This is a genomic window from Pseudonocardia sp. Ae150A_Ps1, assembly GCF_001932315.1.
In the GTDB taxonomy this organism is placed as follows: Bacteria; Actinomycetota; Actinomycetes; order Mycobacteriales; family Pseudonocardiaceae; genus Pseudonocardia.
Genome location: NZ_MCIJ01000001.1, coordinates 4,781,787 through 4,803,456, shown reverse-complemented (window position 1 = coordinate 4,803,456; position 21,670 = coordinate 4,781,787). Strand labels below are relative to the sequence as shown.

Genomic DNA, 21,670 nt, shown 5'->3' with positions numbered 1-21,670 from the left:
GGTGGCGGCGGCACGTGCCGCTCGCCGCCCTGCTCACCGGGACGGCGGTGCTCTACCTCTGGGGGCTGTCGGAGTCCGGCTGGGCGAACGCGTTCTACGCGGCCGCCGCCCAGGCCGGTGCGCAGAGCTGGTCGGCATGGTTCTTCGGCGCGTCCGACGCCGCGGGCGGCATCACCGTCGACAAGGCGCCCGGTGCGCTGTGGCCGATCGGACTGTCGGTCCGGCTGTTCGGGCTGTCCTCCTGGAGCGTCCTGGTACCGCAGGCGCTGATGGGCGTCGGCTCGGTGGCGCTGCTGCACGCGGCGGTCCGCCGGGTCGCCGGTGACGCCGCCGGTCTGCTCGCCGGGGCGGTGCTGGCACTGACCCCGGTCGCCGTGCTGATGTTCCGCTTCGACAATCCGGACGCGATGCTCGTGCTGGTCCTGACCGGCGCGGCGTACGCGGTCACCCGGGCCGTCGAGCAGGGCCGGACCCGCTGGCTCGTCCTCGCCGGTGCGCTCATCGGGTACGGGTTCCTCGCGAAGATGCTGCAGGCGTTCCTGGTGCTGCCCGCGTTCACGCTGGTCTGGCTGCTGGCCGCGCCGGTCGCCTGGTGGCCGCGGGTCCGAGGGCTGCTCGCCGCCGGCGTCGCGCTGCTGGTGTCGGCGGGCTGGTGGGTGCTGGTCGTCGAGCTGTGGCCGGCGGCCGACCGGCCCTGGATCGGCGGGTCGCAGGGGAACAGCGTCCTGGAGCTGGTGTTCGGCTACAACGGCGTCGGACGGCTGACCGGCGACGAGGTCGGCTCGGTCGGGGGCGGTGCCGGTGGCGGCTGGGGCGAGACCGGGCTGCTGCGGCTGTTCGGCTCGGAGATGGGCCGGGAGGCGTCGTGGCTGCTGCCGGTCGCGATGCTGCTGCTCGGCGTCCTGCTGTGGCGGTCCCGGCGCGCACCCCGCACCGACCGGGCGCGGGCCGCCGCCCTGCTGTGGGGCGGCTGGCTCGTGGTCACCGGACTGACGTTCAGCCTGATGGCCGGGATCATCCACAGCTACTACACGGTCGCGCCGGCCCCCGCGGTCGCGGCGCTGACCGGCATCGGCGTCGTGACGCTGTGGCGGGACCGGGCCGCGCTCGCGTCCCGGCTGCTGCTGGCGGCGACGGTGCTGCTCGCCGCCGGGTGGTCGTCCGCGCTGCTCGCGGGGGCGGCCGGCTGACTGCCGTGGCTGCGCTGGACGGTGCCGGTCCTGGGCCTGGTCGCGGCCGCCGCACTGACCGGGGTGCACCGGATGCCGCGGGCGCTCGCCGCGGGCGTCGTGGTGGCGGCGGTGCTGGCCGGGCTGGGCGGCACCGCCGCGTGGTCGGTGGCCACGGCGGCGACGCCGCACACGGGCGCGATCCCGGCCTCCGGGCCGGAGGGCCACGGGTCCGGGCCGGGCGGGCGCGGCGGCCCCGGCGGGATGCGCGACGGTCGCGGTGCGGGCGGGCCCGCGAACGGCCTCCCCGACGGTGGCGCACCGGGTGGCGGGCCCGGCGACATCCTCGGCTCCCCCACCCCGTCCGCACAGGTCACGGCCCTGCTGCAGGAGGACGCGGCGGACTACACCTGGGTCGCGGCGGCCGTCGGTTCGAACCAGGCGGCCGGGTACCAGCTGGCGTCCGGTGGCCCCGTCCTCGCCCTCGGCGGGTTCAACGGCACCGACCCGTACCCGACACTCGACGCGTTCCGGCAGATGGTGGCGGACGGGCGGGTGCACTGGTTCGTCGGCGGCTCCGGCGGCGGCATGATCGCGAGCTCGGACACCGGCGGCAGCGACGCGGCGACCCGGATCGCGGAGTGGGTGCAGGCGTCGTTCCCGGCCCGGACCGTCGACGGCGTCACCCTCTACGACCTGTCCGGGGCGGCGTCGTGACCGGCGGGCACGTGCTCACAGCCGGCGCACAGGTCGATCACACGGCCGCGACAGAGCCGGGGACGACCGTCGGTGCCATGACCCCAGTCGTCACCGGCCCCGAGACCGTGACCCGACCCGACGTGCCGCCGCCACCGCAGCGGCCCGGACGAACCGTGCTGGACATCGTCGTCCCGGTGTTCAACGAGGAGTCCGATGTGGAGTCCTCGGTGCGGCGGCTGCACGCCTTCCTCACCGGCGGGTTCCCCTACACCTTCCGGATCACGATCGCCGACAACGCCAGCACCGACGCCACCCCCCCCCCCGTCATCGCGGCCGGGCTGGCCGCCGAGATCGCCGAGGTCCGCACGGTCCGGCTGGAGCAGAAGGGCCGCGGCCGCGCACTGCGGCAGGTGTGGTCCGCCTCCGACGCCGACGTGCTCGCCTACTGCGACGTCGACCTCTCCACCGACCTCGGCGCCGTCCTCCCCCTGGTCGCGCCGCTGGTCTCCGGGCACTCCGACCTGGCGATCGGGACCCGGCTCGGTCGCGGCTCCCGCGTCGTGCGCGGGGCCAAGCGGGAGTTCGTCTCCCGCAGCTACAACCTGATCCTGCGCGGCGCGCTGTCCGCCCGGTTCTCCGACGCCCAGTGCGGCTTCAAGGCGATCCGCTCCGACGTCGCCCACCGCCTGCTGCCCCTCGTCGAGGACACCGGCTGGTTCTTCGACACCGAGCTGCTCGTCCTCGCCGAACGCGCCGGCCTGCGCATCCACGAGGTCCCCGTCGACTGGGTCGACGACCCCGACTCCAGCGTCGACATCGTCGCGACCGCCGTCGCCGACCTGAAGGGCGTCTGGCGGGTCGGCCGGGCACTGGCCGGTGGCGCGCTCCCACTGGCCGACATCCGCGCCCAGCTCGGCCGGGCACCACTGGAACCGGCCCCGGTGCCGGGCGTCCCGCGGGCGATGCCCTTCCAACTCGCCCGGTTCGCCGCGATCGGCGTCGCCTCGACCGTGGCGAACCTGCTGCTGTTCCTCGCCTTCCGCGGGATCCTCGGCCCGATCACCGCCAACGTCGCGGCGATGGTGATCTGCGCGGTGGTCAACACGGCCGCGAACCGGCGGTTCACCTTCGGCGTCCGCGGGCGCGAACGAGCCGTCACCCACCAGTTCCAGGGACTGGTCGTGTTCGGGCTCGGCCTGGCACTGACCACCGGCGCGCTCGGCCTGCTCACCCTCGCCGCCCCCGGCGCCCACCTGGCCGTCGAGGTCGCGGTGATCGTCGCCGCCAACCTCGTCGCGACGGTGCTGCGCTTCGTCCTGTTCCGGTCCTGGATCTTCCGCCGCGAGACCACCCCCGTCCCCACGCTCGAGAAGGCAGCCGCCCGGTGACCACCACGCTCGACCGCGGGCCGTCCGCACGGCCCCGCACCGACGACGACACACCCCCGCCCCACCGGCCCTGGCACCGGCCGGTCTCGGTCGCCGCCCTGCTGGTCGCGACCGGCGTCCTGTACCTGTGGAACCTGGGCGCGTCCGGCTGGGCCAACTCCTTCTACGCCGCCGCGGTCCAGGCCGGGGCGAACGACTGGACGGCGTTCTTCTTCGGCTCCCTCGACCCGTCGAACGCGATCACCGTCGACAAGCCGCCCGCCGCGCTGTGGCCGATGGAGATCGCCGCCCGGGTCGCCGGGTTCAGCTCCTGGAGCCTGCTCGTCCCCCAGGCGCTCATGGGGGTCGCCGCGGTCGGGCTGCTGTACGCGGCCGTGCGCCGGGTCTCCGGGCACGGCGCCGGGCTGCTCGCCGGTGCCGCACTCGCGCTGACCCCGGTCGCGACCCTGATGTTCCGGTTCGACAACCCCGACGCGCTGCTCACCCTGCTCCTGGTCGCCGCCGCCTACCTGGTGGTCCGCGGTGTCGAGGACGGCCGCACCCGGTGGATCGTCGCGGCCGGGCTCGTCGTCGGGTTCGCCTTCCTGACCAAGTCGCTGCAGGCGTTCGTCGTCCTGCCGGCGCTGGCCCTGACCTGGGTGTGGGCCGCTCCCGGACGGCCGCTGCGGCGGGTGTGGCAGCTCCTCGCCGGTGGCGCCGGGATCGTCGTCGGCGCCGGCTGGTGGCTGCTGGCGGTCGCGCTCTGGCCGGTCGGGGCCCGGCCCTGGATCGGCGGGTCGGGTGACAACACCCCGCTGGGCCTGGCCTTCGGCTACAACGGCCTCGGCCGGATCCTCGGCGGCGACGGCAACGGCGGTGGCGGGACGCCGGGTGGCGGTGGCGGGATGCCGGGTGGCGGTGCCGCGGGAGCCCCCGGTGCGACGGCCGGTGCCGACGCGGCCGGCGCGGCGGGCACGGCCGGTGCGACGCCGCCCGGCGGCGGGATGATGCCGCCCGGCGGCACGGGCGGTGGTCCCGGCGACACGGGCGGGAACACCGCGTTCGGTGGCGGGACGGGCGTCCTGCGGATGTTCGAGGCCGCGTTCGGCACCCAGGTGTCGTGGCTGCTGCCGGCGGCGCTGCTGCTGGTCGTCGCCGCACTGGTGCTGCGCGGGCGGGTGTCCCGGGCCGACCCGGTGCGCGCGTCGCTGCTGCTGTGGGGCGGCTGGACGCTGGTCACCGCGCTGGTCTTCTCCTTCATGGAGGGCACGATCCACCCGTACTACGCGGTGGCACTCGCCCCCGGGATCGCGGCGCTGGTCGCGGGCGGCGGCCGCGAGGTCCTCGCCCACCGGGACCGCTGGTGGGCGCGGGCGGTGCTCGCGGTCGCGACGGGCGGGACCGCGGTGTGGGCGTTCGTCCTGCTGGGCCGGTCGCCCGACTTCCTGCCGTGGCTGCGGTGGGTGGTGCTGGTGCTCGGCGTCGTCGCCGGGGTGGCGTTGCTGGTCCGGTACGGCGGGAGGCGGGTGCTCGCCGTGGTGCTCGGGGTGGCGGTCCTGTCCGGGATCGCGGCACCGGCGGCCTACGCGGTGCAGACGGCCGCGACCGTGCACGAGGGCTCGATCCCCACGGCCGGACCGCAGGTCTCCGGCTCGCCGGACGGCGTCGGTGGCCGCGGCGTCCGCGACGGCGGGCGAGGTCCAGGTGGGCCCGGCGGCGCCGAGACGAACGCCGAGGTCGCCGCGCTCCTCGCCGACGCCGGCGACGCCCGCTGGGCCGCGGCCACGATCGGCTCGCAGAGCGCCGCGTCGATGATGCTCGCCGCCGGCGGCGACACGGCCGTCATGGCGATCGGCGGCTGGTCCGGCAGCGACGAGTTCCCGACCCTGGAGCAGTTCCGGCAGTACGTCGCGCAGGGCGACATCCGGTACTTCGTCGGCGGCGGCGACGGTGGTGGGCCCGGTAGCGACCGCGGCGTCGGCGCCGCGATCACCGAGTGGGTGGCGGCGCACTACACCGCCACCACGGTCGGCGGGACGACCGTCTACGACCTCGCGGCCCCGTCCCGCTGAGGCACCCGCCGAGACATCAGCCGAGTGGCACACGGTGCACGCCGTCCCGGGTTCCCGAGGTGCACGGTGTGCCACTCGGTGGCTCCGGGACCCCTCTTTCGGCCACAGCCGCACACCGGGCGGCGCGGCCGCATGCCGAGCGGCGTCCTCGTTCGGCAGAGTGTGCCCATGACCGCCTCCGGCCCCCTCACGACCGGCGACCCGACCGACGGCACCGAGCAGCTCCCGCTCCCCCTGCGCCCACCGGCGCACCGGGTGGACGGGCGCGCGATCTGGTGGTGGCGGCTGCGCGGGCTGCCGACGCCGGTCGTGCTGCTCGTCGCCCAGGGGGTCGGCTGGGCCCTGCTCCCGCGCGAGCCGTGGCACGGCCTGCTCATCGCGACGATCACGCTGACCGTCCTGTGGCTGCTCGTCGCCACGCTGCTGGTCCCGACCCTGCGCTACCGGCTGCACCGCTGGGAGGTCACCGACGAGGCCGTCTACACCCGCTCCGGCTGGCTGGTCCGGGAGTGGCGGATCGCGCCGATCCCGCGGGTGCAGACCGTCGACACCGAGCACGGCCCGCTGCAGCAGGCACTGCGGCTGGGGACCGTCACGGTGACGACGGCGTCGGCCCGCGGCCCGGTCCGCATCGCCGGTCTCGACGCCGACGAGGCCCGCGAGCTGGCCCGGCGGCTCACCGAGACGACCGGCCGGCACTCCGGGGACGCGACGTGAGCGGCGACGGAACCGGGACCCCCGACCCGGGCTCCCGGTGGGTCGTCCCGGCCCCGGACCGTCCGACGCTCCGGGAGTCCGGCGGCGTCCCGCCTCCCTGGAGCCGCACCGAGACACCCGGCACCGCGCTCGACGGCCACGACTCCCCCGCCCCCGGACCCGCAGGAACCGCGACGGCCCCCGGGGACGGCTGGCGGCGCCTCCCGGCGCTGATGCTCGTCGTCGCCCCCGCCACCGCACTCCTGAAGCTGGCCCCCGCCCTGGTCGTCCTGCTGCTGTTCGGCGCCGGACGCGGGAACGCGGTGCAGCTGTGGATCGCGGCCGGGATCGCCGTGCTCGCCGTCGGTGCCGGGGTGGTCCGCTGGCGGACCACCCGCTACCGCATCACCGAGGAGCGCGTCGAGCTGCACAGCGGGCTGCTCAACCGGCAGCGCCGCTCGGTCCCGCGGGACCGGATCCGCACCGTCGACCTGACCGCGCCGCTGCTGCACCGGCTCGTCGGGGTCAGCGTGGTGAAGGTCGGGTCCGGGCAGAGCGCGGGCAAGGAGTCCGGCCTCGATCTCGACGCCGTCACCACGGCCGAGGCCGAGCGTCTCCGCCGCGAGCTGCTCTCCCGCCCCGCCGCGGGCACCCACCCGCCCACGGCCGGTGCTCCCGGGCCGGCAGCGGAGCCGGAGGCCGGCGAGGAGCTGGACCGCATCGACTGGACGTCGCTGCGCTACGCCCCGCTGACCGTCAGCTCGCTCGCCGCGATCGGTGCCGCCGCGGCCGCGCTCTGGAACCTGCTCCGCGAGGCGGACGTCGATCCCCGCACCCTCCCCGGCGCGGACGCCGTCGCCGGGGAGCTGACCTCCGCACCGGTCTGGGCGTCGGTGCTGGTCGGCGTCGTCCTGCTGCTGTTCCTGATGGTCGCCGGGTCGATCGTGCTGTTCGTCGAGCGCTGGTGGGGGTTCCGGCTGACCCGCGAGCCCGACGGCACGCTGCGGGTCCGGCGCGGGCTGCTCACCCGGCGTTCGCTGTCGGTGTCCGAGCAGCGGCTGCGCGGGGTCACCGTCACCGAGCCGCTGCTGGTGCGCGCGATCGGGAAGGGCGCGCAGGCCGGGGCGCTGACCGTCGGGCTGGCCGGCGCCGACGGCGAGGCGAGCCACGCGGGTGCGCTCGGCCCGCCGGTCCCGCGGGCGCACGCGCACCGCATCGCGACGACCGCCGCCCGGACCGGGTCCGCGGTCACCGACGGCCCGCTGACGGCGCACCCGCGGCGGGCCCGCACCCGGCGACTGGTCCGGGCGGTCGGCCCGGCGCTGGTGCTGCCGGTGGCGGCCGCCGTCCTCGCCCACCTGGGCGGCCCGTCCTGGCCGCTGGTGGTCGCGGCCCTGCTGGTCGTCGTGGCCGTCCCGCTCGGGCTGGACCGCTACCGCGCGCTCGGCCACCGGCTCGACGAGCGCTACCTGGTGGCCCGCAGCGGCTCGCTGCTCCGGACGACGGCGGCGCTGCGCCGCGACGGCGTCATCGGCTGGCGGGTCCGGCAGAGCCTGTTCCAGCGCCGGGCCGGCGTCGTCACCCTGGAGGCGACGACGGCGGCGGGCAACGGCGCCGTGCAGGTGCTCGACCTGGCCCCGTCCGACGCCGTCGCACTGATGGCGGAGATCTCGCCGGACGCCGTGCGCGGCTTCCGGGCCTGATCCTCAGCGCCGGCGGCGGGTCCCGAACAGGCTCCGGGTGATCTCCCGGGTGACCGTGTTCGTGATCTGCCGCCCGGTCGGGGACTGCAGGAAGTCACCGACTTTGGAGAACCAGCCCTGCTCGCTGGAGTCCTGCGGCTGCGGCGGGGGCGGCGGCGGGGCGGCCTCGCCGGGCGGCGGGGCCTGCGGGGCCGGGGCCTCGACGGGGGTGGCGTCCCCGCCGGGACCGGACGCGATCCGGCCGGTCAGCCGCTCGTAGGCGGAGTCGCGGTCGACCATCTCGCCGTACTTGGCCTGCAACGACGACGCGGCCGCCTCCTGCCGGACGTCGTCCTCGCCGAGCGCGGCCATCATCGAGCGCGGCGCCCGCAGCCGGGTCCACGCCACCGGGGTGGGGGCGCCCCGCTCGGACAGCACGGTCACGATCGCCTCGCCGGTGCCCAGCGACGTCAGCGCCGACTCCAGGTCGTAGACGTCGGACCGGGGGTAGGTCTTGACGGTCCGGTTGAGGGCCTTCTGGTCCTCGGGGGTGAAGGCCCGCAGCGCGTGCTGGACGCGCGCGCCGAGCTGCGACAGCACCTCGTTCGGGACGTCGGTGGGCAGCTGGGTGCAGAAGAACACCCCGACACCCTTGGACCGGATGAGCTTCACGGTCTGCTCGATGCGGTCGAGGAACGCCTTCGACGCGTCGGCGAACAGCAGGTGCGCCTCGTCGAAGAAGAAGACCAGCTTCGGCTTGTCCAGGTCCCCGGCCTCGGGCAGGTCCTCGTAGAGCTCGGCCAGCAGCCACATGAGGAACGTCGAGAACAGCATCGGGTTCGCGGCCCGCTCGGCGAGCTCGAGCAGGGTGACGACACCCTTCCCCTCGATCTCGCGCATCAGGTCCGCCGGCTCGAACTCGGGCTCGCCGAAGAACGTGTCCCCGCCCTGGGCCTCCAGGTTCACCAGCGCCCGCAGGATCACCCCTGCCGTCGACGACGACACCCCGCCGATCCCCTTGAGGTCGGCCCTGCCCTCGTCGGAGGTCAGGTGCTGGATGACGGCGCGCAGGTCCTTCGTGTCGAGCAGCGGCAGCCCGCGCTGGTCGGCCCAGTGGAAGATCAGCCCGAGGGTCGACTCCTGGGTGGGGTTGAGCCCCAGGACCTTCGCCAGCAGGATCGGGCCGAACTGGGTGATCGTCGCCCGCACCGGGACGGCCACGCCGCCGTCGCCCAGCGACAGGAACTGCACCGGGTAGGCCGTCGGCGTCCAGTCGTCGCCGGTGTCGCGCACCCGCTCGTCGATCTTCGCGCCCGGCTCGCCGGCCCGCGCCATGCCCGACAGGTCGCCCTTGACGTCGGCCAGGAGCACCGGGACGCCGGCGTCGGAGAGCTGCCCGGCGAGCGCCTGCAGCGTCTTCGTCTTGCCGGTACCGGTGGCGCCGGCGACGAGGCCGTGCCGGTTCAGCGTCGCCAGCGGGATCCGGACCCGCGCCTCCGGGTCGCAGACACCGTCGACGAGCACCGTGCCGAGTTCCAGCGCGGCGCCGTCGGTGGCGTACCCCTCGGCGATGGTGCGGGCGGCGGTGTGATCTGCAGCGGAATCTGCGTTGTCGGCCACGGACCGGGAGCGTAGGGCACTCACACCGCCGTGACCCGCGGGGCGCGCGCCGTGTGCACGGATGTCACATAGTCTGCACCGATGACCGACCGGCTGGTGTGGATCGACTGCGAGATGACCGGGCTCGACCTCGGTTCCGACGCGCTCATCGAGATCGCGGCGCTGGTCACCGACGGGGACCTCAACGTCCTGGGCGAGGGCGTGGACGTCGTCATCGCCTGCGACGACGCGCAGCTCGACGCGATGCCCGACGTGGTGCGGGACATGCACGCGCGCTCCGGGCTGACCGAGGAGGTCCGGGCCGCGACGGTGACCATCGCCGAGGCGGAGGAACGGGTGCTCGCCTACATCCGCGCCCACGTCCCCGACGCCCGCACCGCGCCGCTCGCCGGCAACTCCATCGCGACCGACCGCGGATTCCTCGCCCGCGACATGCAGGAGCTCGACGCCTACCTGCACTACCGGATGATCGACGTCAGCTCGGTGAAGGAACTGGCCCGCCGCTGGTTCCCGCGGGTGTTCTACGCGAAGCCGGAGAAGGGGCTGGCGCACCGCGCGCTGGCCGACATCCAGGAGTCGATCCGGGAGCTCGCGTACTACCGGAAGGCGTTGTTCGTGGCCCCGCCCGGGCCGAGCACCGAGCAGGCCCAGGCCGCCGCGGCCGCGGTCGCCGACGTGGCCACGACGGCGAACCCGCAGGCAGGGGGCGGCGCGACGGGGTGAGCCAACCCCCGCGCAACCGGCCGCACACCGGGGGCTATGCTGTATCAGCGCTTCCGGCCACGGCCGGGGAGTTCGCATGGTGGGTGTAGCTCAGTTGGTAGAGCACCTGGTTGTGGTCCAGGGGGCCGCGGGTTCAAGTCCCGTCACTCACCCGGTCGCCACCCTGGCGGTCGATCCCGGAAAGCATCGTGCTAATTTTCCGGGGTCGTTCTCGCCCGGGGCGCGCGACAGCACGACGACAGAAATGAATACGCGCCGTTAGCTCAATTGGCAGAGCAGCTGGCTCTTAACCAGCGGGTTCGGGGTTCGAGTCCCTGACGGCGCACCGTGACGAGAAGGCCCGCGACCATCCGGTCGCGGGCCTTCTCGCGTCCCCGGGGCCGCGCGGCCGTCGTGACGCCGGTCGCCTCCACATGACCGGAGGCCGCGGACCCGCCACGATGTCCGTATGGCCCGTCCCGACCACACCGTCTTCCTCAAGCGGTCCTTCTCCAAGATGGACCAGCTCGCGACACCGTTCCTCACCGGGCGGCGACTGTGCCGGCAGCTGGCACAGGTCGTCCCGCACGGCACGAACGGCGTGGTCGTCGAGCTCGGGGCCGGGCCCGGAGTCCTGGCCGAGCCGATCCGCGCCCGGCTCGGCCCGAACGCCCGCTACCTCGCCATCGAGATCGACCCGGAGCTCGTCGCGCACCTGCGGGAGCACAAGCCGTGGCTGGAGGTCGTCGAGGGTGACGTCGCCGACCTGGAGCGGATCCTCGACGAGGCCGGGATCGACCGGGTGGACGCGTTCGTCTCCACGCTGCCCTGGGCGGTGTTCCCGCAGACGCTGCGCCTGTCGGTGATGGGCGTGATCGCACGGCGGCTCGTGCCCGACGGCGTCATGAGCATGATCATCACGTGGATGGCGCTGCCGAACCGGGTGCGCGACCTGCGGGACCTGCTCGACACCCACTTCGACGAGGTCGTCGAGACCGCCACCGAGTGGCGCAACCCGCCGCCCGCGCGGACCTTCCTCTGCCGCCGCCCGCTCCCGCAGTTCAACTCTCTCGACGAGCGAGACACTCGATCGGCGAGCTAGTATTGCGGGCGTGACCACCCCCGCGAGGACCGTCGTCGCCGGCGGTGGGCCGGGCGGGATGCTGCTGGCCTACCTGCTGGCCCGGGCCGGGCTGCCGGTGACGCTGCTCGAGCGTCACCAGGACTTCGACCGCGACTTCCGCGGCGACTCCCTGCACCCGTGGACCCTCGAGCTCCTCGACCGGCTCGGTCTCGCCGGGCGGCTGCTGGAACTCCCGCACGTCAAGGCCCGGCAGTTCCGGTTCCGGACGCCGAAGGGGCTGGTCACCACCTCCGACTACGGCCTGCTCGACACCCCCTACGACTACGTCGCGCTGATGCCGCAGGCCCGGTTCCTCGACTTCCTCGCCGGGGAGGCCGCCGCGCTGCCGTCGTTCGCGCTGCGCACCGGTGCCGCGGTGAACGGCCTGCTCGGGACCGGGACGGCCGGTGACCCGGTGCGCGGCGTGACGCTGCGCTCCGGCGAGCAGGTCGAGGCCGGTCTCGTCGTCGCCGCCGACGGCCGGTTCTCCCGCATCCGCGCCCTCGCCGGGGCGACGGCCGTCTCCCAGGGCGCCACCACCGACCTGCTGTGGTTCGCGCTCCCCCAGCGCGACGACGACCCACCGGACGCGGACGTCGACCTCTTCTTCGGCGAGCGGCACTACGTCGGCCTGCTCGGCGGTCCCGGCCGCTGGCAGGTCGGGCTCTCCCTGCCGAAGGGCGGCTACCCGGCGATCCGGGAGGCGGGCGTCGGGTACGTCCGCCGGGAGGTCGCCGAGCGCGTGCCGTGGCTGGCCGACCGGGTCGGGCTGCTCACCGACCTGAACGACGCGACGCTGCTGTCGGTGGACATCTCCCGGGTGCCGGTCTGGCACCGCCCCGGCCTGCTCCTGCTCGGCGACGCCGCGCACGTCATCTCCCCGGTCGGGGGCAACGGGATCCTGATGGCCGCGCAGGACGCGCTGGCCGCGGCGAACCACCTCGTCCCGGCGCTGCGGGCGGGCGTACCGGGCGACGACGTGCTCGCCGCGGTGCAGGCCGAGCGGGAACCGGCGATCGTCACCGTCCAGGACCAGCAGGTGCGGGTGGAGCGGACCGTCGCCCGGGCCCGCGAGCGCGGTCGCGCCGTCACACCGCCCGGGTTCCTGCGGCTGCTGACCCGGCTGCCCGCGGTCCGGCGCCGCTCGGCCCGGCGGAACGCGTACGGCCCGGTGCCGGTGCACCCCACGCCCGAGCTGGAACGGGCGCTCGGCCTGCGCCCGGCGCCCGGCCCCGCCTGACGTAGCGTCGACGGGTGACCTCCCCCGCCGCCACGACCGCCCCGCCCGTCCTCGCCGCCGCCGTCCCGCTGGCGTACGTCGAGCGCGAGGGCACGGTCGAGTCGGTGCACCTGGGCACGGTCGCCGAGCTCGACGCCGGCGGCGGCCTGACCGGCCGGGGCGACCCGGACGTCGCGTTCCTCCCGCGGTCCGCGCTGAAGCCCGTGCAGGCGGTCGCGCTGCTGCGCGCGGGCCTCGATCTCGACGGCGAGCTGCTCGCACTGGCCTGCGCGTCGCACTCCGGCGAGCCCACGCACGTCGACGGCGTCCGCCGGATCCTCGCCGGCGCCGGGCTCACCGAGGACGACCTGGACAACACCCCGGACCTGCCGCTCGACCCGGACGCCGCCGCGGGCGTGCGCGCATCCGGTGGCGGCCCCGCGCCGGTGCTGCAGAACTGCGCCGGCAAGCACGCCGCGATGCTGGCCGCCTGCGTCGCCGCCGGGTGGCCGACGACCGGTTACCGCGACCCGGGGCACCCGCTGCAGCGGCTCGTCCGCGACACGGTCGCCGATCTGACCGGGGTCGAGCCCGCCGTCACCACCGTGGACGGGTGCGGCGCCCCGCTCCTCGGATCCACCCCGGCCGGGCTGGCCCGGGCGTTCGCCCGGATCGCGACCGCCGCGCCGGGGACCCCGGAGGGCCGGGTGGCCGCGGCGATGCGCGAGCACCCGTGGTGGGTCGGCGGCACCGGACGCGACGTGACCCGGCTGGCGCAGGCCGTCCCGGGCCTCGTCGCGAAGGACGGCGCCGAGGGCGTCCTCGCGGCCGCGCTGCCGGACGGGCGCGCGTTCGCCGTCACCGTGCTGGACGGGGCGGCCCGCCCGCTGCCGGTCGTCGCGGCCGGTCTCCTCGGCGGCTGGGGCGTGCACTCCCCCGCGCTGGACACCGCCGGGCGGGTCGAGGTGCTCGGCCACGGCGAGCCGGTCGGGTCCGTCCGGCTCGTGCCGCAGCCCTGACCACCGCTCCGCGGATCAGCCCGGCGGTCCCGTACCAGCGCTCCCGGGCCCCTCGTCCGGGGGCACCGCCGGACGACCCTCGTCCGGGGGCGCCGCCGCCCGGGACGCCGCGGCGGCCCGCCGGTACCGGGCGGCGACCGCGTCCAGGTGCTCGACGAGCTCCGGCGGCTCGAACACCTGGAAGTCGACGCCGAAGAACCCGATCCAGACGGCGAGCGTGTCCAGACCGGACGCACCGGCGACGAGCTCGCAGCGGCCGTCGCCGAGGTCGGTGACGGTGCCCGACGCCGGCGTCACCCACTCCGCGACCTGCTCCGCGGGCGCCTCGAACACCACCCGCGCCCGGTACGGGTACGCGCCGGTCGAGATCCCCTGCTGGGCGAACGCCGCGACGCCGCCCTCCGGTGGGTCGCGGGGCGCGAACCGCGGCCCGGCGGGGAGCCTGAGCCGCATCCGGTCGACCCGGAAGGTGCGCCAGTCGTCGCGGCCGGTGTCCCACGCGACCAGGTACCAGCGCCGGCCGGTGTGCACGAGCCCCTCCGGCTCGACGATCCGTCGGGTCTCGCTGCCGTCGCCCCCGGTGTAGTCGAAGCGGACCCGCTCCCGGTCCCGGCAGGCCGCGGCCAGCGCGGAGAGGTCGTCGGCGTCGACCGTGGGCCCGCGCCCGACCAGAGTCGCGGTGGCCGCGCCCAGCGCCGCGACCCGGCGGCGCAGCCGGTTCGGCAGGACCTGCTCCAGCTTGGCCAGCGCCCGCACCGACGTCTCCTCGATCCCGGAGACGGTGCCGCCGGCCGCGGTCCGCAACCCGACGGCGACGGCCACCGCCTCGTCGTCGTCGAGGAGCAGCGGGGGCAGCGCCGCACCGGCGCCGAGCCGGTAGCCGCCGGTCGTGCCCGGCGTCGAGTGCACCGGGTAGCCGAGGGTGCGGAGCTTGTCGACGTCACGCCGCACGGTGCGGACGTCGACGTCGAGGCGCTCGGCCAGCGCCGGACCGGTCCAGTCCCGCGGTACCTGCAGCAGCCCGAGCAGGCGCAGCAGCCGTGCCGACGTCTCCATCACGCCGCCCAGTCTGCACCGCACCGAGGACAGGTCCGGTCCTCGACGGCGGGGCAGCCGCCGGAGTAGACCGGAGATCGTGACCTCTCCCGACTCCGCGCCCGTCGTGCGGACGACCTCCGGCCGGGTGCGCGGCACCCGCGCCGGCGGCGTCGTCCGGTTCCGGTCCGTCCCCTACGCCGCGCCACCCACCGGCCCGCTGCGCTTCGCGGCCCCGGCGCCCGTCCCCGGGTGGGACGGCGTCCGCGACGCCGGCGGCGGGCCCGGCCCGAACGCCCCGCAGCCGGTCCGCGCGATCGCCGGCGGGCTCGACATGAGCCCGGTGATCGGGACCGGCTGGCGGCCCGGCGCCGACTTCCTCACCGCCGACGTGTAGACGCCCGACCCGGCCGCCGGCGGTCTGCCGGTGCTGGTGTTCGTGCACGGCGGCGCGTTCGTCGCCGGGGAGGCCTCGGCCCCCGCCTACGACGGCACGGCCCTCGCGGCGGACGGCGTCGTGCTGGTGTCGGTGAACTACCGGCTGGGGGCCGAGGGCTTCCTGCCGCTCGACGGGGGCGCCACCAACGTCGGGTTGCGCGACCAGCTCGCCGCACTCGCCTGGGTCCGGGACAACGCCGCCGCGTTCGGCGGCGACCCCGGCCGAGTCACCGTGTTCGGCGAGTCCGCCGGGGCGATGAGCATCGGTCTGCTGCTCGCCTCGCCGCTGTCGGCGGGACTGTTCCGGCGGGCCGTCGTCCAGTCCGGCGGTGCCGAGATGGCCCGGTCGGGGCCGGAGCGGGCGGCGCCGTTCGCGGCCGCGCTGGCCGCCGGGCTGGGCGCGCCGGCGTCGGCGGAGGCCTTCCGCGGGTTCCCCGTCGAGGACGTCGCTGCCGCGCAGGGCCGCGTCGACGTCCCGGGGGGCCGCGGTGACCTGCGGGAGGCCGACGGCCGCGACCCCGGCTTCGGGATCACCGGCTTCCTGCCCGTCCTCGGCGACGACGTGCTGCCCGAGGACCCGCTGACGGCACTGCGCGCCGGCGCCGGGGCGGACGTCGATCTCGTCGCCGGGTCGAACGCCGACGAGATGAACCTCTATCTCGTCCCCACCGGCGCACTCGACGCGCTGACCGAGGACCAGGCCCGGACGGTGGTGGCGGCCGTCGCGCCGGGCGCCACGCTGTCCGGCGACGGCAGCCCCGGCGAGCGCTACAGCCGTCTGATGACCGAGCTGGTGTTCGCCGGCCCCACCCGGCGGCTGCTCGACGCCCACACCGGACGGCGGTTCGGCTACCTGTTCGGGTACCGCTCGACCGCCTGCGGCGGCCGGCTCGGGGCGGCGCACGCCACCGAGCTGCCGTTCGTGTTCGGGACGCTCGACCGGGCGTCCGGCCCGTCCGGCCTGGCCGGCGACGCCCCGCCCGCCGCGCTGTCGGACCGCATGCGCGCCTCGTGGGTCCGGTTCGCCGCCGACGGCGACCCCGGCTGGCCTGCCTGGGACCCCGCGGCACCGGTGCGCCGCCGGTTCGACGTCGAGGACACCGACGAGGAGGCCACCGACGACCCGGCCCGCTGAGCCCGCCCGCCGGCGGCCGTCTACGGTCGCCGCCGTGGAGACGAACGAGCGGGTCGGCAGGTACGTGCGGATGGTGGCCGTGGAGGGCCAGGGCCCCGAGCTGGCCAAGGCCCTGCTCCGGGTGGCGGACGGGATGGCGCAGCAGCCCGGCTGCCTGGCGTACGTCGTGAACGCGACGCCGGACGAGGCGGACGCCGTCTGGGTGACGGAGATGTGGTCCGACGCGGCCTCGTCCGAGGCCGCGCTGGGCCGGGACCTCGGCGAGGCCGGGCTCGGCGACGTGCTCGAGCTGCTCGCCGCGCCGCCGGACTACATCGAGGTCACCCCGCTGGGCGGCCCCGGCCTCGCCTGAGGGCCCGGGTCAGTTCTGCTGCTCGGACCGCTCCTTGCGGGCCTTCAGCGAGCCGGGCTTGGCCTTCGCCGTCGGGTCGCCCTTGGTCTTGATCAGGCTGGCCACGGTGACGATCGCCAGGATGCCGAGGATGACGACCAGGCTGAGCACGGTCGGGATCTCCGGCACCGCCGGGTTGATGTCGACGTGGAGCCAGTGCAGGACCAGCTTCACGCCGATGAAGCCCAGGATGATCGCGAGCCCGGTCGACAGGTAGACCAGCCGGTCCAGCAGGCCCTTCACCAGGAAGAACAGCGCCCGCAGGCCCAGGAGGGCGAACGCGTTCGCCGCGAAGACGATGTACGCCTCCTGGGTCACGCCGAACACCGCGGGGATCGAGTCCAGCGCGAACAGCAGGTCGATGCCGCCGATCGCGACGAGCACCAGGAACAGCGGGGTGGCGACGCGCTTGCCGTTGTCCCGGGTGAAGAGCTTGCCGCCGTCGTACTCGGTGCTGACCGGGAAGAGCCGCTTGGCGCCCTTCACGACCATGTTGTCCTCGATGTCCGGCTCCTCGTCCTTGTGCCGGTACAGCTGGACCGCGGTCCAGAGCAGCAGCACGCCGAAGACCAGGAACATGAACGAGAACAGGTTCAGCAGCGCCGCACCGACCACGATGAAGATGGCGCGCATGATCAGGGCCAGGACGATGCCGAAGGTCAGCGCCTTCTGCTGGTGCTCCTCCGGGACCGCGAACGTCGTCATGATGACGACGAAGACGAAGAGGTTGTCGACCGAGAGGCTCTTCTCGACGATGTAGCCGGTGAAGTACTGGGTGCCGAAGTCCCAGCCGTGCACCATCGCGAAGATCACGCCGAACGCGATCGCGATCCCGATGTAGAAGACCGACCAGGCGGTCGCCTCCTTGAAGCCGACCTTGTGCGGCCGCAACCAGCCCTGTACGAGGTCGACCGCGAGCAGGGCGATGATCGCACCGATCGTGATGGCCCATTCCAGGCCGCTGATCTCGAGCACCGGGTCTCCTCCGTACGGGATCATCGTTCCGGCCGGGACGAGCCGGTTGCGCTACGCACCATATCGGTCACGGCGGACGTTCCGCCGCACGTGACGCACCGGCCCGTCGCCGGCCGGGACGATCGGTCCCGCCGGACCCGGTCTACCGGGCGAACACGCTGTCGGACGGGAACGCCCCGTTCGCGAGCGCGGTCCGCACGAACGCGCCGCCGATCTCGCCGAGCCGGCCGGCGCCGTCGGCGCCCAGCGCCGCCCAGGGCTCCGAGCCGAGCCGGTGGGTGTCGTCCTCGAGGCGCTTGCGCAGCAGCGACCCCTCCTCGGTGAGCACCGGTGTCACGACCTCGTCCGACGGGTCCGCCTGCTCGAGCAGGCCGCGGCCGGCGAGCCGCGCGACGCCGTCGTTCCACTCGCCGGCCGACCAGCCGCGGCTGGCCCGGGCGAAGCCGACGGTGAACCCGGTGCCGGTGGCGGTCGCGGTGAGCAGGGCCTCCAGCCCGGAGAGCCCGGCCTCGACGAGCAGCGCGATGTGCCCGTCGCCGCGGTGCTCGCGCAGGATCGACAGCGCGTGCCAGAACACGAGGTGCGGCGCGGTGGGCCACTCGACGTCGAGATGCCCGGCGGCGAGCGGGCGGCCGACCGCGGGGACCGCCTCGGCGGCGGTGCGGGCGAGCGCCGCGGCCTCGGCCATCTCCGGGGAGCCGACGCCGTCGTCGCCCAGCAGCCTGCGCAGCGACGCGTCCGCCACCTCGAACCGGGCCGCGACCAGGTCCGACGGGGAGACCAGCTCCCAGGCCCGCGGGATCGACGCCGCGACCAGGCGGGGCGAGAAGTTGTAGAAGGTCGCCGTCACGACCGAGGGGCCGACCGCCCCCATCGGGGCGGCGCGCGGCGCGAAGTAGCTCATCCGCCCCTCCTCGAGCCCGGCGCTCCGGTAGCGGGGCTCGGCCTCGGGGGCGAAGTAGATCTGGGCGTGCAGGGGCTCGAGGCCGCGGGCCAGGCGGCCCGCGGCGACGACGCTGTCGGTGCTCATGCTCCGGACGCTAACCCGGCTGCGCCGTCCGGGCGCACCTCAGAGCACCCCGGGGAGCACGAGCAGGGCCCATGCCAGCAACGGTCCGACGACCACGACGACCCCGGCGTAGACCATCATCTGCCGGTAGAAGGCGTCCCGGTCGACGCCGGCGGGGGCGTTGGCGAGCACCAGCGCACCGTTGGTGGAGAACGGGCTGACGTCGACGACGGTGGCGGCGACGGCGAGCGCGGCGACCATCCCGATCGCCGAGACCTGCCCCTGCTGCAGGAACGGGACGGCCAGCGGGATCGCGACGCCGAGGATCGCCACCGACGACGCGAACGCCGACAGCACCCCGCCGAGGTAGCAGAGCAGCAGGGCCGCGAGCAGCGGCGCACCGATCGCCGTGATGCCGGACGAGACGAAGTCGACCGTCCCCGCGGCGATGAGGACGCCGACGTAGGTGATCACACCGCAGATCAGCAGGACGGTGGACCAGGAGACCTGCCCGACGACGTCGGGACGCTTCGGGTTCATCAGCCGCAGCACGATCGCGACGGCGAGGGCGACGACGCCGACGTCCCACCCGAACGCGGCCGCGCCGACGGCCATCAGCACGATCCCGGCGAGGGTCACGCCGCGCTCCGGGCCGATCCGGAGGTCGGGGAGGTCACCGCTCTCCGTGACCTCCTGGTCGACCGACCGGCCGAGCAGCGAGCGACCCCCGAGCAGCAGGTAGATCCCGACCGCGATGACGACGTTGACGACCAGCGGGGTCAGGAACAGCACGACCGGATCGCCGGGCAGCCCGACGCGGGCCATCGTCGAGTTCACGAACGCGCCGTAGACGGTGATCGGCGAGAACGCCCCGCCGAGCGCGCCGTGAACGACCATCATGCCCATGAGCAGCAGGTTCACCCCGTAGCGACGGGCGAACGGCAGGGCCAGCGGCGCCACGATCGCCACCGCGAACAGCGCGCCGAGCGCGGACAGGCCGCAGGAGATCGCGAAGAACACGAACGGGGCGAGCGCGAGACGGCCGCGGACCAGCCGCATCGCCCCGTGCACGATGAGATCGACGGTGCCGTTCGCCGTCGCCAGCGCGAACAGGTACGTCAACCCGACGAGGAGCAGGAACAGGTCACCGGGGAACCCGCCGGCGATCTCGTCGCCGTCCGGGACGCCGAGGATCACCTCGTCGAGGCTCAGACCGAGTATGCCGACGCCGACCCCGACGGCCGCGACCAGCGCCAGCGCGCCGAGGTTCACCGGCATCGTCGTGGCGATCACGAACATGACCACCAGCACGACGATCGAGACGATCTCGGGCCCCATCCGCGCGGCTCCTCGGGTCGACCGGCCCGGACGGCGGTGACCGGGCGACGGGCCGCATCGTGGCAAACGACCCACATCGTGGGCAAGCCTCGCTCGGTCACGACGGGCGACTACCCGGACCCGTCCAGCCATTGACAGTGCGCCGAACGGGGGCGGAGAGTACTCCGGCCGGGCTACCGGGACAGGGGGAAGAGTGAGCGACACGACCGGGAGTGACACCGGGGCACCGGCGATGTCGGCACGCCGCATCGCGCTGGCCAGCTTCATCGGCACCGCGATCGAGTTCTACGACTTCTACATCTACGGCACCGCGGCCGCGCTGGTCTTCGGGTCGCTGTTCTTCCCCGACCTCGACCCGCTCACCGGCACCCTCGCGGCGTTCGCGACGTTCGGCGTCGGGTTCGTCGCCCGGCCGGTCGGCGCGGTGGCGTTCGGGCACTTCGGCGACCGGATCGGGCGCAAGGCGACGCTGGTCGTCTCGCTGCTGACGATGGGTGTCGGCACCGTCGCGATCGGGTTGCTGCCCACGTACTCGTCGGTCGGGATCCTGGCGCCGCTGTTGCTGGTGCTGTGCCGGTTCCTGCAGGGCTTCGGCCTCGGCGGGGAGTGGGGCGGCGCCGTGCTGATGGCGACCGAGCACGCCCCGGCGGGCAAGCGCGGCTTGTACTCCAGCTTCCCGCAGCTCGGGCCCGCTGTCGGGTTCGTCGTGGCGAGCGGCGCGTTCCTCGCGCTGTCCGCCGGCCTGAGCGACGAGCAGTTCGCCGCCTGGGGCTGGCGGGTACCGTTCCTGGCCAGCGCGGTGCTCGTCCTCGTCGGTCTCTACATCCGGCTCCGGATCGCCGAGACGCCCGTGTTCGAGAAGGCGATGCGTGAGCAGGAGAAGGCCAGGGCGCCGATCGCGGACGTCGTGCGGCGCCAGCCGCGCTCCCTGCTGCTCGCGACCGGCGGCATGATCATCACGCACACGATCTTCTACACGGTGACGACGTTCAGCCTGTCCTACGGCACCCAGGTGCTGGACCTGTCCCGGACGATGCTGCTGGTCGCCGCCATGGTCGCGGCCGCCGTGATGGGCGTCGCGACCCCGATCCTCGCCGTGCTGTCCGACCGGACCGGGCGCCGCCGCGTCTGCCTGTGGGCGTGCGCCCTGGCGGTGCTGTGGGCGTTCCCCCTGTTCTGGCTGCTCGGCACCGGCAACGGCATCCTGATCACGATCGGCTTCTCCGTCGCCATGATCGCCTTCGCCGGGGTGTTCGCCCCGATGGGCGCGTTCCTGCCGGAGCTCTTCGCGACCCGCTACCGCTACACCGGCGCCTCGATCGGCTACAACGCCTCCAGCATCGTCGGCGGCGGGATCACCCCGCTGCTGGCGACCAGCCTGACCGCCGCCGCCGGCGCGTCCTGGCCGGTGTCGCTGCTGGTCGCCGGGCTCGCGGCGGCGTCAGGGCTGAGCATCTGGGCCCTGCACGAGACCCGCACCGCCGACCTGAGCGACGACGGCGCCTTCACCCGGTGACCCGCACCCACCGAGCCCGCCCCACCCCGGCGGCCGGCCGCGCGTGATGGGCAGCCGGTGATCGGCAGCCCGCGATCGGCGGCCCGCGATCGGCGGCCGTGGGCGCCGGATTCGCCGATCCACCGCGGTCGAGGCCCCCGTCGTGTTACCTCACCTGGATGCAGCTCCACACCGAGGGCGCACCCCACCCCTCACTTCTCTGGATTCGCTTCCCCAGGCAGCGATCTCCGAGAACCCACTCCTGCGGGAGGGGCCCGGTCGTCCCGGGCGGCACGCCCGGTGTGCTCGTCGCACCCGCACCCCGGCGCCACCGGCCTCCTGTTCTGCGGAATCGCTTCCTGGGGAAGCGGTTCTCCAGGAGGATCACCCCGGCCGCTCGCGACGCAGGGGGCGTCGGGACGTGGCGGGACGGTCCGTGTGGCCGAGCCCGGGCGACCGGGCCCCGCCGTCGGCTCCCGGCCGCGC

General features: G+C 74.9%; 14 protein-coding genes, 2 tRNA genes and 3 pseudogenes. 14 read left to right on the top strand and 5 right to left on the bottom strand.

Translation table 11 applies throughout. The features are described 5' to 3' along the window. Positions 1 to 14: 14 nt before the first annotated feature. From Ae150APs1_RS22550 to Ae150APs1_RS22530, 5 genes and pseudogenes are all read left to right on the top strand, one after another. Positions 15 to 1,886 (top strand): annotated as a pseudogene (locus Ae150APs1_RS22550) (glycosyltransferase family 39 protein). A gap of 77 nt (positions 1,887 to 1,963) precedes the next feature. Further along, positions 1,964 to 3,256, top strand: coding sequence for a bifunctional glycosyltransferase family 2/GtrA family protein (locus tag Ae150APs1_RS22545; RefSeq protein WP_249266445.1), 1,293 nt, complete (start codon positions 1,964 to 1,966; stop codon positions 3,254 to 3,256). Continuing rightward, the gene (locus Ae150APs1_RS22540; RefSeq protein ID WP_075300141.1) at positions 3,253 to 5,307 is read left to right on the top strand and encodes a glycosyltransferase family 39 protein; all 2,055 of its coding nucleotides are present in this window, start codon (positions 3,253 to 3,255) and stop codon (positions 5,305 to 5,307) included. The genes Ae150APs1_RS22545 and Ae150APs1_RS22540 overlap by 4 nt, the downstream gene beginning before the upstream one ends. Before the next feature lie 168 nt (positions 5,308 to 5,475). Further along, complete coding sequence (locus Ae150APs1_RS22535; RefSeq protein WP_060573493.1) at positions 5,476 to 6,024, top strand: PH domain-containing protein; 549 nt, start codon at positions 5,476 to 5,478, stop codon at positions 6,022 to 6,024. Beyond that, a complete protein-coding gene (locus Ae150APs1_RS22530; RefSeq protein WP_083680302.1) occupies positions 6,021 to 7,706 on the top strand; it encodes a PH domain-containing protein in 1,686 nt (561 codons plus the stop codon). Before Ae150APs1_RS22535 ends, Ae150APs1_RS22530 begins: the two co-directional genes overlap by 4 nt. Positions 7,707 to 7,709: 3 nt before the next feature. Here Ae150APs1_RS22530 and Ae150APs1_RS22525 read toward each other — a convergent pair whose 3' ends face one another. Next, positions 7,710 to 9,305, bottom strand: a complete 1,596-nt coding sequence (locus tag Ae150APs1_RS22525; RefSeq protein ID WP_075300139.1) for a helicase HerA-like domain-containing protein — start codon at positions 9,303 to 9,305, stop codon at positions 7,710 to 7,712. Between the two features lie 81 nt (positions 9,306 to 9,386). On the opposite strand from Ae150APs1_RS22525, the gene orn reads away from it, so the two are divergent. From orn to Ae150APs1_RS22495, 6 genes are all read left to right on the top strand, one after another. Beyond that, positions 9,387 to 10,028 (top strand): oligoribonuclease, encoded by a 642-nt coding sequence (gene orn / locus Ae150APs1_RS32960; RefSeq protein WP_075300137.1) that lies wholly within the window; start codon positions 9,387 to 9,389, stop codon positions 10,026 to 10,028. A gap of 79 nt (positions 10,029 to 10,107) precedes the next feature. Then, a tRNA-His gene (locus Ae150APs1_RS22515) sits at positions 10,108 to 10,180 on the top strand. Positions 10,181 to 10,280: 100 nt separating this feature from the next. Continuing rightward, positions 10,281 to 10,353: transfer RNA gene (locus tag Ae150APs1_RS22510), tRNA-Lys, on the top strand. 123 nt (positions 10,354 to 10,476) lie between these two features. Then, positions 10,477 to 11,109 (top strand): methyltransferase domain-containing protein, encoded by a 633-nt coding sequence (locus tag Ae150APs1_RS22505; RefSeq protein ID WP_010229911.1) that lies wholly within the window; start codon positions 10,477 to 10,479, stop codon positions 11,107 to 11,109. 10 nt (positions 11,110 to 11,119) lie between these two features. Then, positions 11,120 to 12,370, top strand: coding sequence for an FAD-dependent oxidoreductase (locus Ae150APs1_RS22500; RefSeq protein ID WP_075300135.1), 1,251 nt, complete (start codon positions 11,120 to 11,122; stop codon positions 12,368 to 12,370). Between the two features lie 14 nt (positions 12,371 to 12,384). Further along, on the top strand, positions 12,385 to 13,368 hold the full coding sequence (locus Ae150APs1_RS22495; protein WP_075300133.1) for an asparaginase: 984 nt from the start codon (positions 12,385 to 12,387) through the stop codon (positions 13,366 to 13,368). A gap of 114 nt (positions 13,369 to 13,482) precedes the next feature. Here the strand turns inward: Ae150APs1_RS22495 and Ae150APs1_RS22490 are convergent. Continuing rightward, positions 13,483 to 14,427, bottom strand: a pseudogene (locus Ae150APs1_RS22490) (YafY family protein); the annotation flags it as partial. Between Ae150APs1_RS22490 and Ae150APs1_RS22480 the strand changes: the two are divergent. After that, positions 14,321 to 15,976 (top strand): annotated as a pseudogene (locus tag Ae150APs1_RS22480) (carboxylesterase family protein). The pseudogenes Ae150APs1_RS22490 and Ae150APs1_RS22480 sit on opposite strands and share 107 nt — an antisense overlap. Positions 15,977 to 16,010: 34 nt before the next feature. Next, positions 16,011 to 16,328, top strand: a complete 318-nt coding sequence (locus tag Ae150APs1_RS22475; protein ID WP_010234743.1) for an antibiotic biosynthesis monooxygenase family protein — start codon at positions 16,011 to 16,013, stop codon at positions 16,326 to 16,328. Positions 16,329 to 16,337: 9 nt separating this feature from the next. Here Ae150APs1_RS22475 and Ae150APs1_RS22470 read toward each other — a convergent pair whose 3' ends face one another. From Ae150APs1_RS22470 to Ae150APs1_RS22460, 3 genes are all read right to left on the bottom strand, one after another. Then, positions 16,338 to 17,342 (bottom strand): TerC family protein, encoded by a 1,005-nt coding sequence (locus Ae150APs1_RS22470; RefSeq protein WP_010234740.1) that lies wholly within the window; start codon positions 17,340 to 17,342, stop codon positions 16,338 to 16,340. A 142-nt stretch (positions 17,343 to 17,484) separates the two neighbouring features. Further along, complete coding sequence (locus tag Ae150APs1_RS22465) at positions 17,485 to 18,372, bottom strand: hypothetical protein (protein ID WP_075300127.1); 888 nt, start codon at positions 18,370 to 18,372, stop codon at positions 17,485 to 17,487. Positions 18,373 to 18,411: 39 nt separating this feature from the next. Next, positions 18,412 to 19,689 carry an SLC13 family permease gene (locus tag Ae150APs1_RS22460; RefSeq protein ID WP_075300125.1) on the bottom strand — a complete coding sequence of 426 codons (1,278 nt, stop codon included), beginning with the start codon at positions 19,687 to 19,689 and terminating at the stop codon, positions 18,412 to 18,414. A 232-nt stretch (positions 19,690 to 19,921) separates the two neighbouring features. Between Ae150APs1_RS22460 and Ae150APs1_RS22455 the strand changes: the two genes are divergently transcribed. Continuing rightward, a complete protein-coding gene (locus tag Ae150APs1_RS22455; protein ID WP_075302432.1) occupies positions 19,922 to 21,205 on the top strand; it encodes an MFS transporter in 1,284 nt (427 codons plus the stop codon). Positions 21,206 to 21,670 lie beyond the last annotated feature (465 nt).

Coding starts and splice junctions, on each gene's coding strand:
- Ae150APs1_RS22460 (WP_075300125.1), bottom strand. CDS start 19,689: ATGGGGCCCGAGATCGTCTCGATCGTCGTGCTGGTGGTCATGTTCGTG.
- Ae150APs1_RS22455 (WP_075302432.1), top strand. CDS start 19,922: ATGTCGGCACGCCGCATCGCGCTGGCCAGCTTCATCGGCACCGCGATC.
- Ae150APs1_RS22505 (WP_010229911.1), top strand. CDS start 10,477: ATGGCCCGTCCCGACCACACCGTCTTCCTCAAGCGGTCCTTCTCCAAG.
- Ae150APs1_RS22535 (WP_060573493.1), top strand. CDS start 5,476: ATGACCGCCTCCGGCCCCCTCACGACCGGCGACCCGACCGACGGCACC.
- orn (WP_075300137.1), top strand. CDS start 9,387: ATGACCGACCGGCTGGTGTGGATCGACTGCGAGATGACCGGGCTCGAC.
- Ae150APs1_RS22545 (WP_249266445.1), top strand. CDS start 1,964: ATGACCCCAGTCGTCACCGGCCCCGAGACCGTGACCCGACCCGACGTG.
- Ae150APs1_RS22465 (WP_075300127.1), bottom strand. CDS start 18,372: ATGAGCACCGACAGCGTCGTCGCCGCGGGCCGCCTGGCCCGCGGCCTC.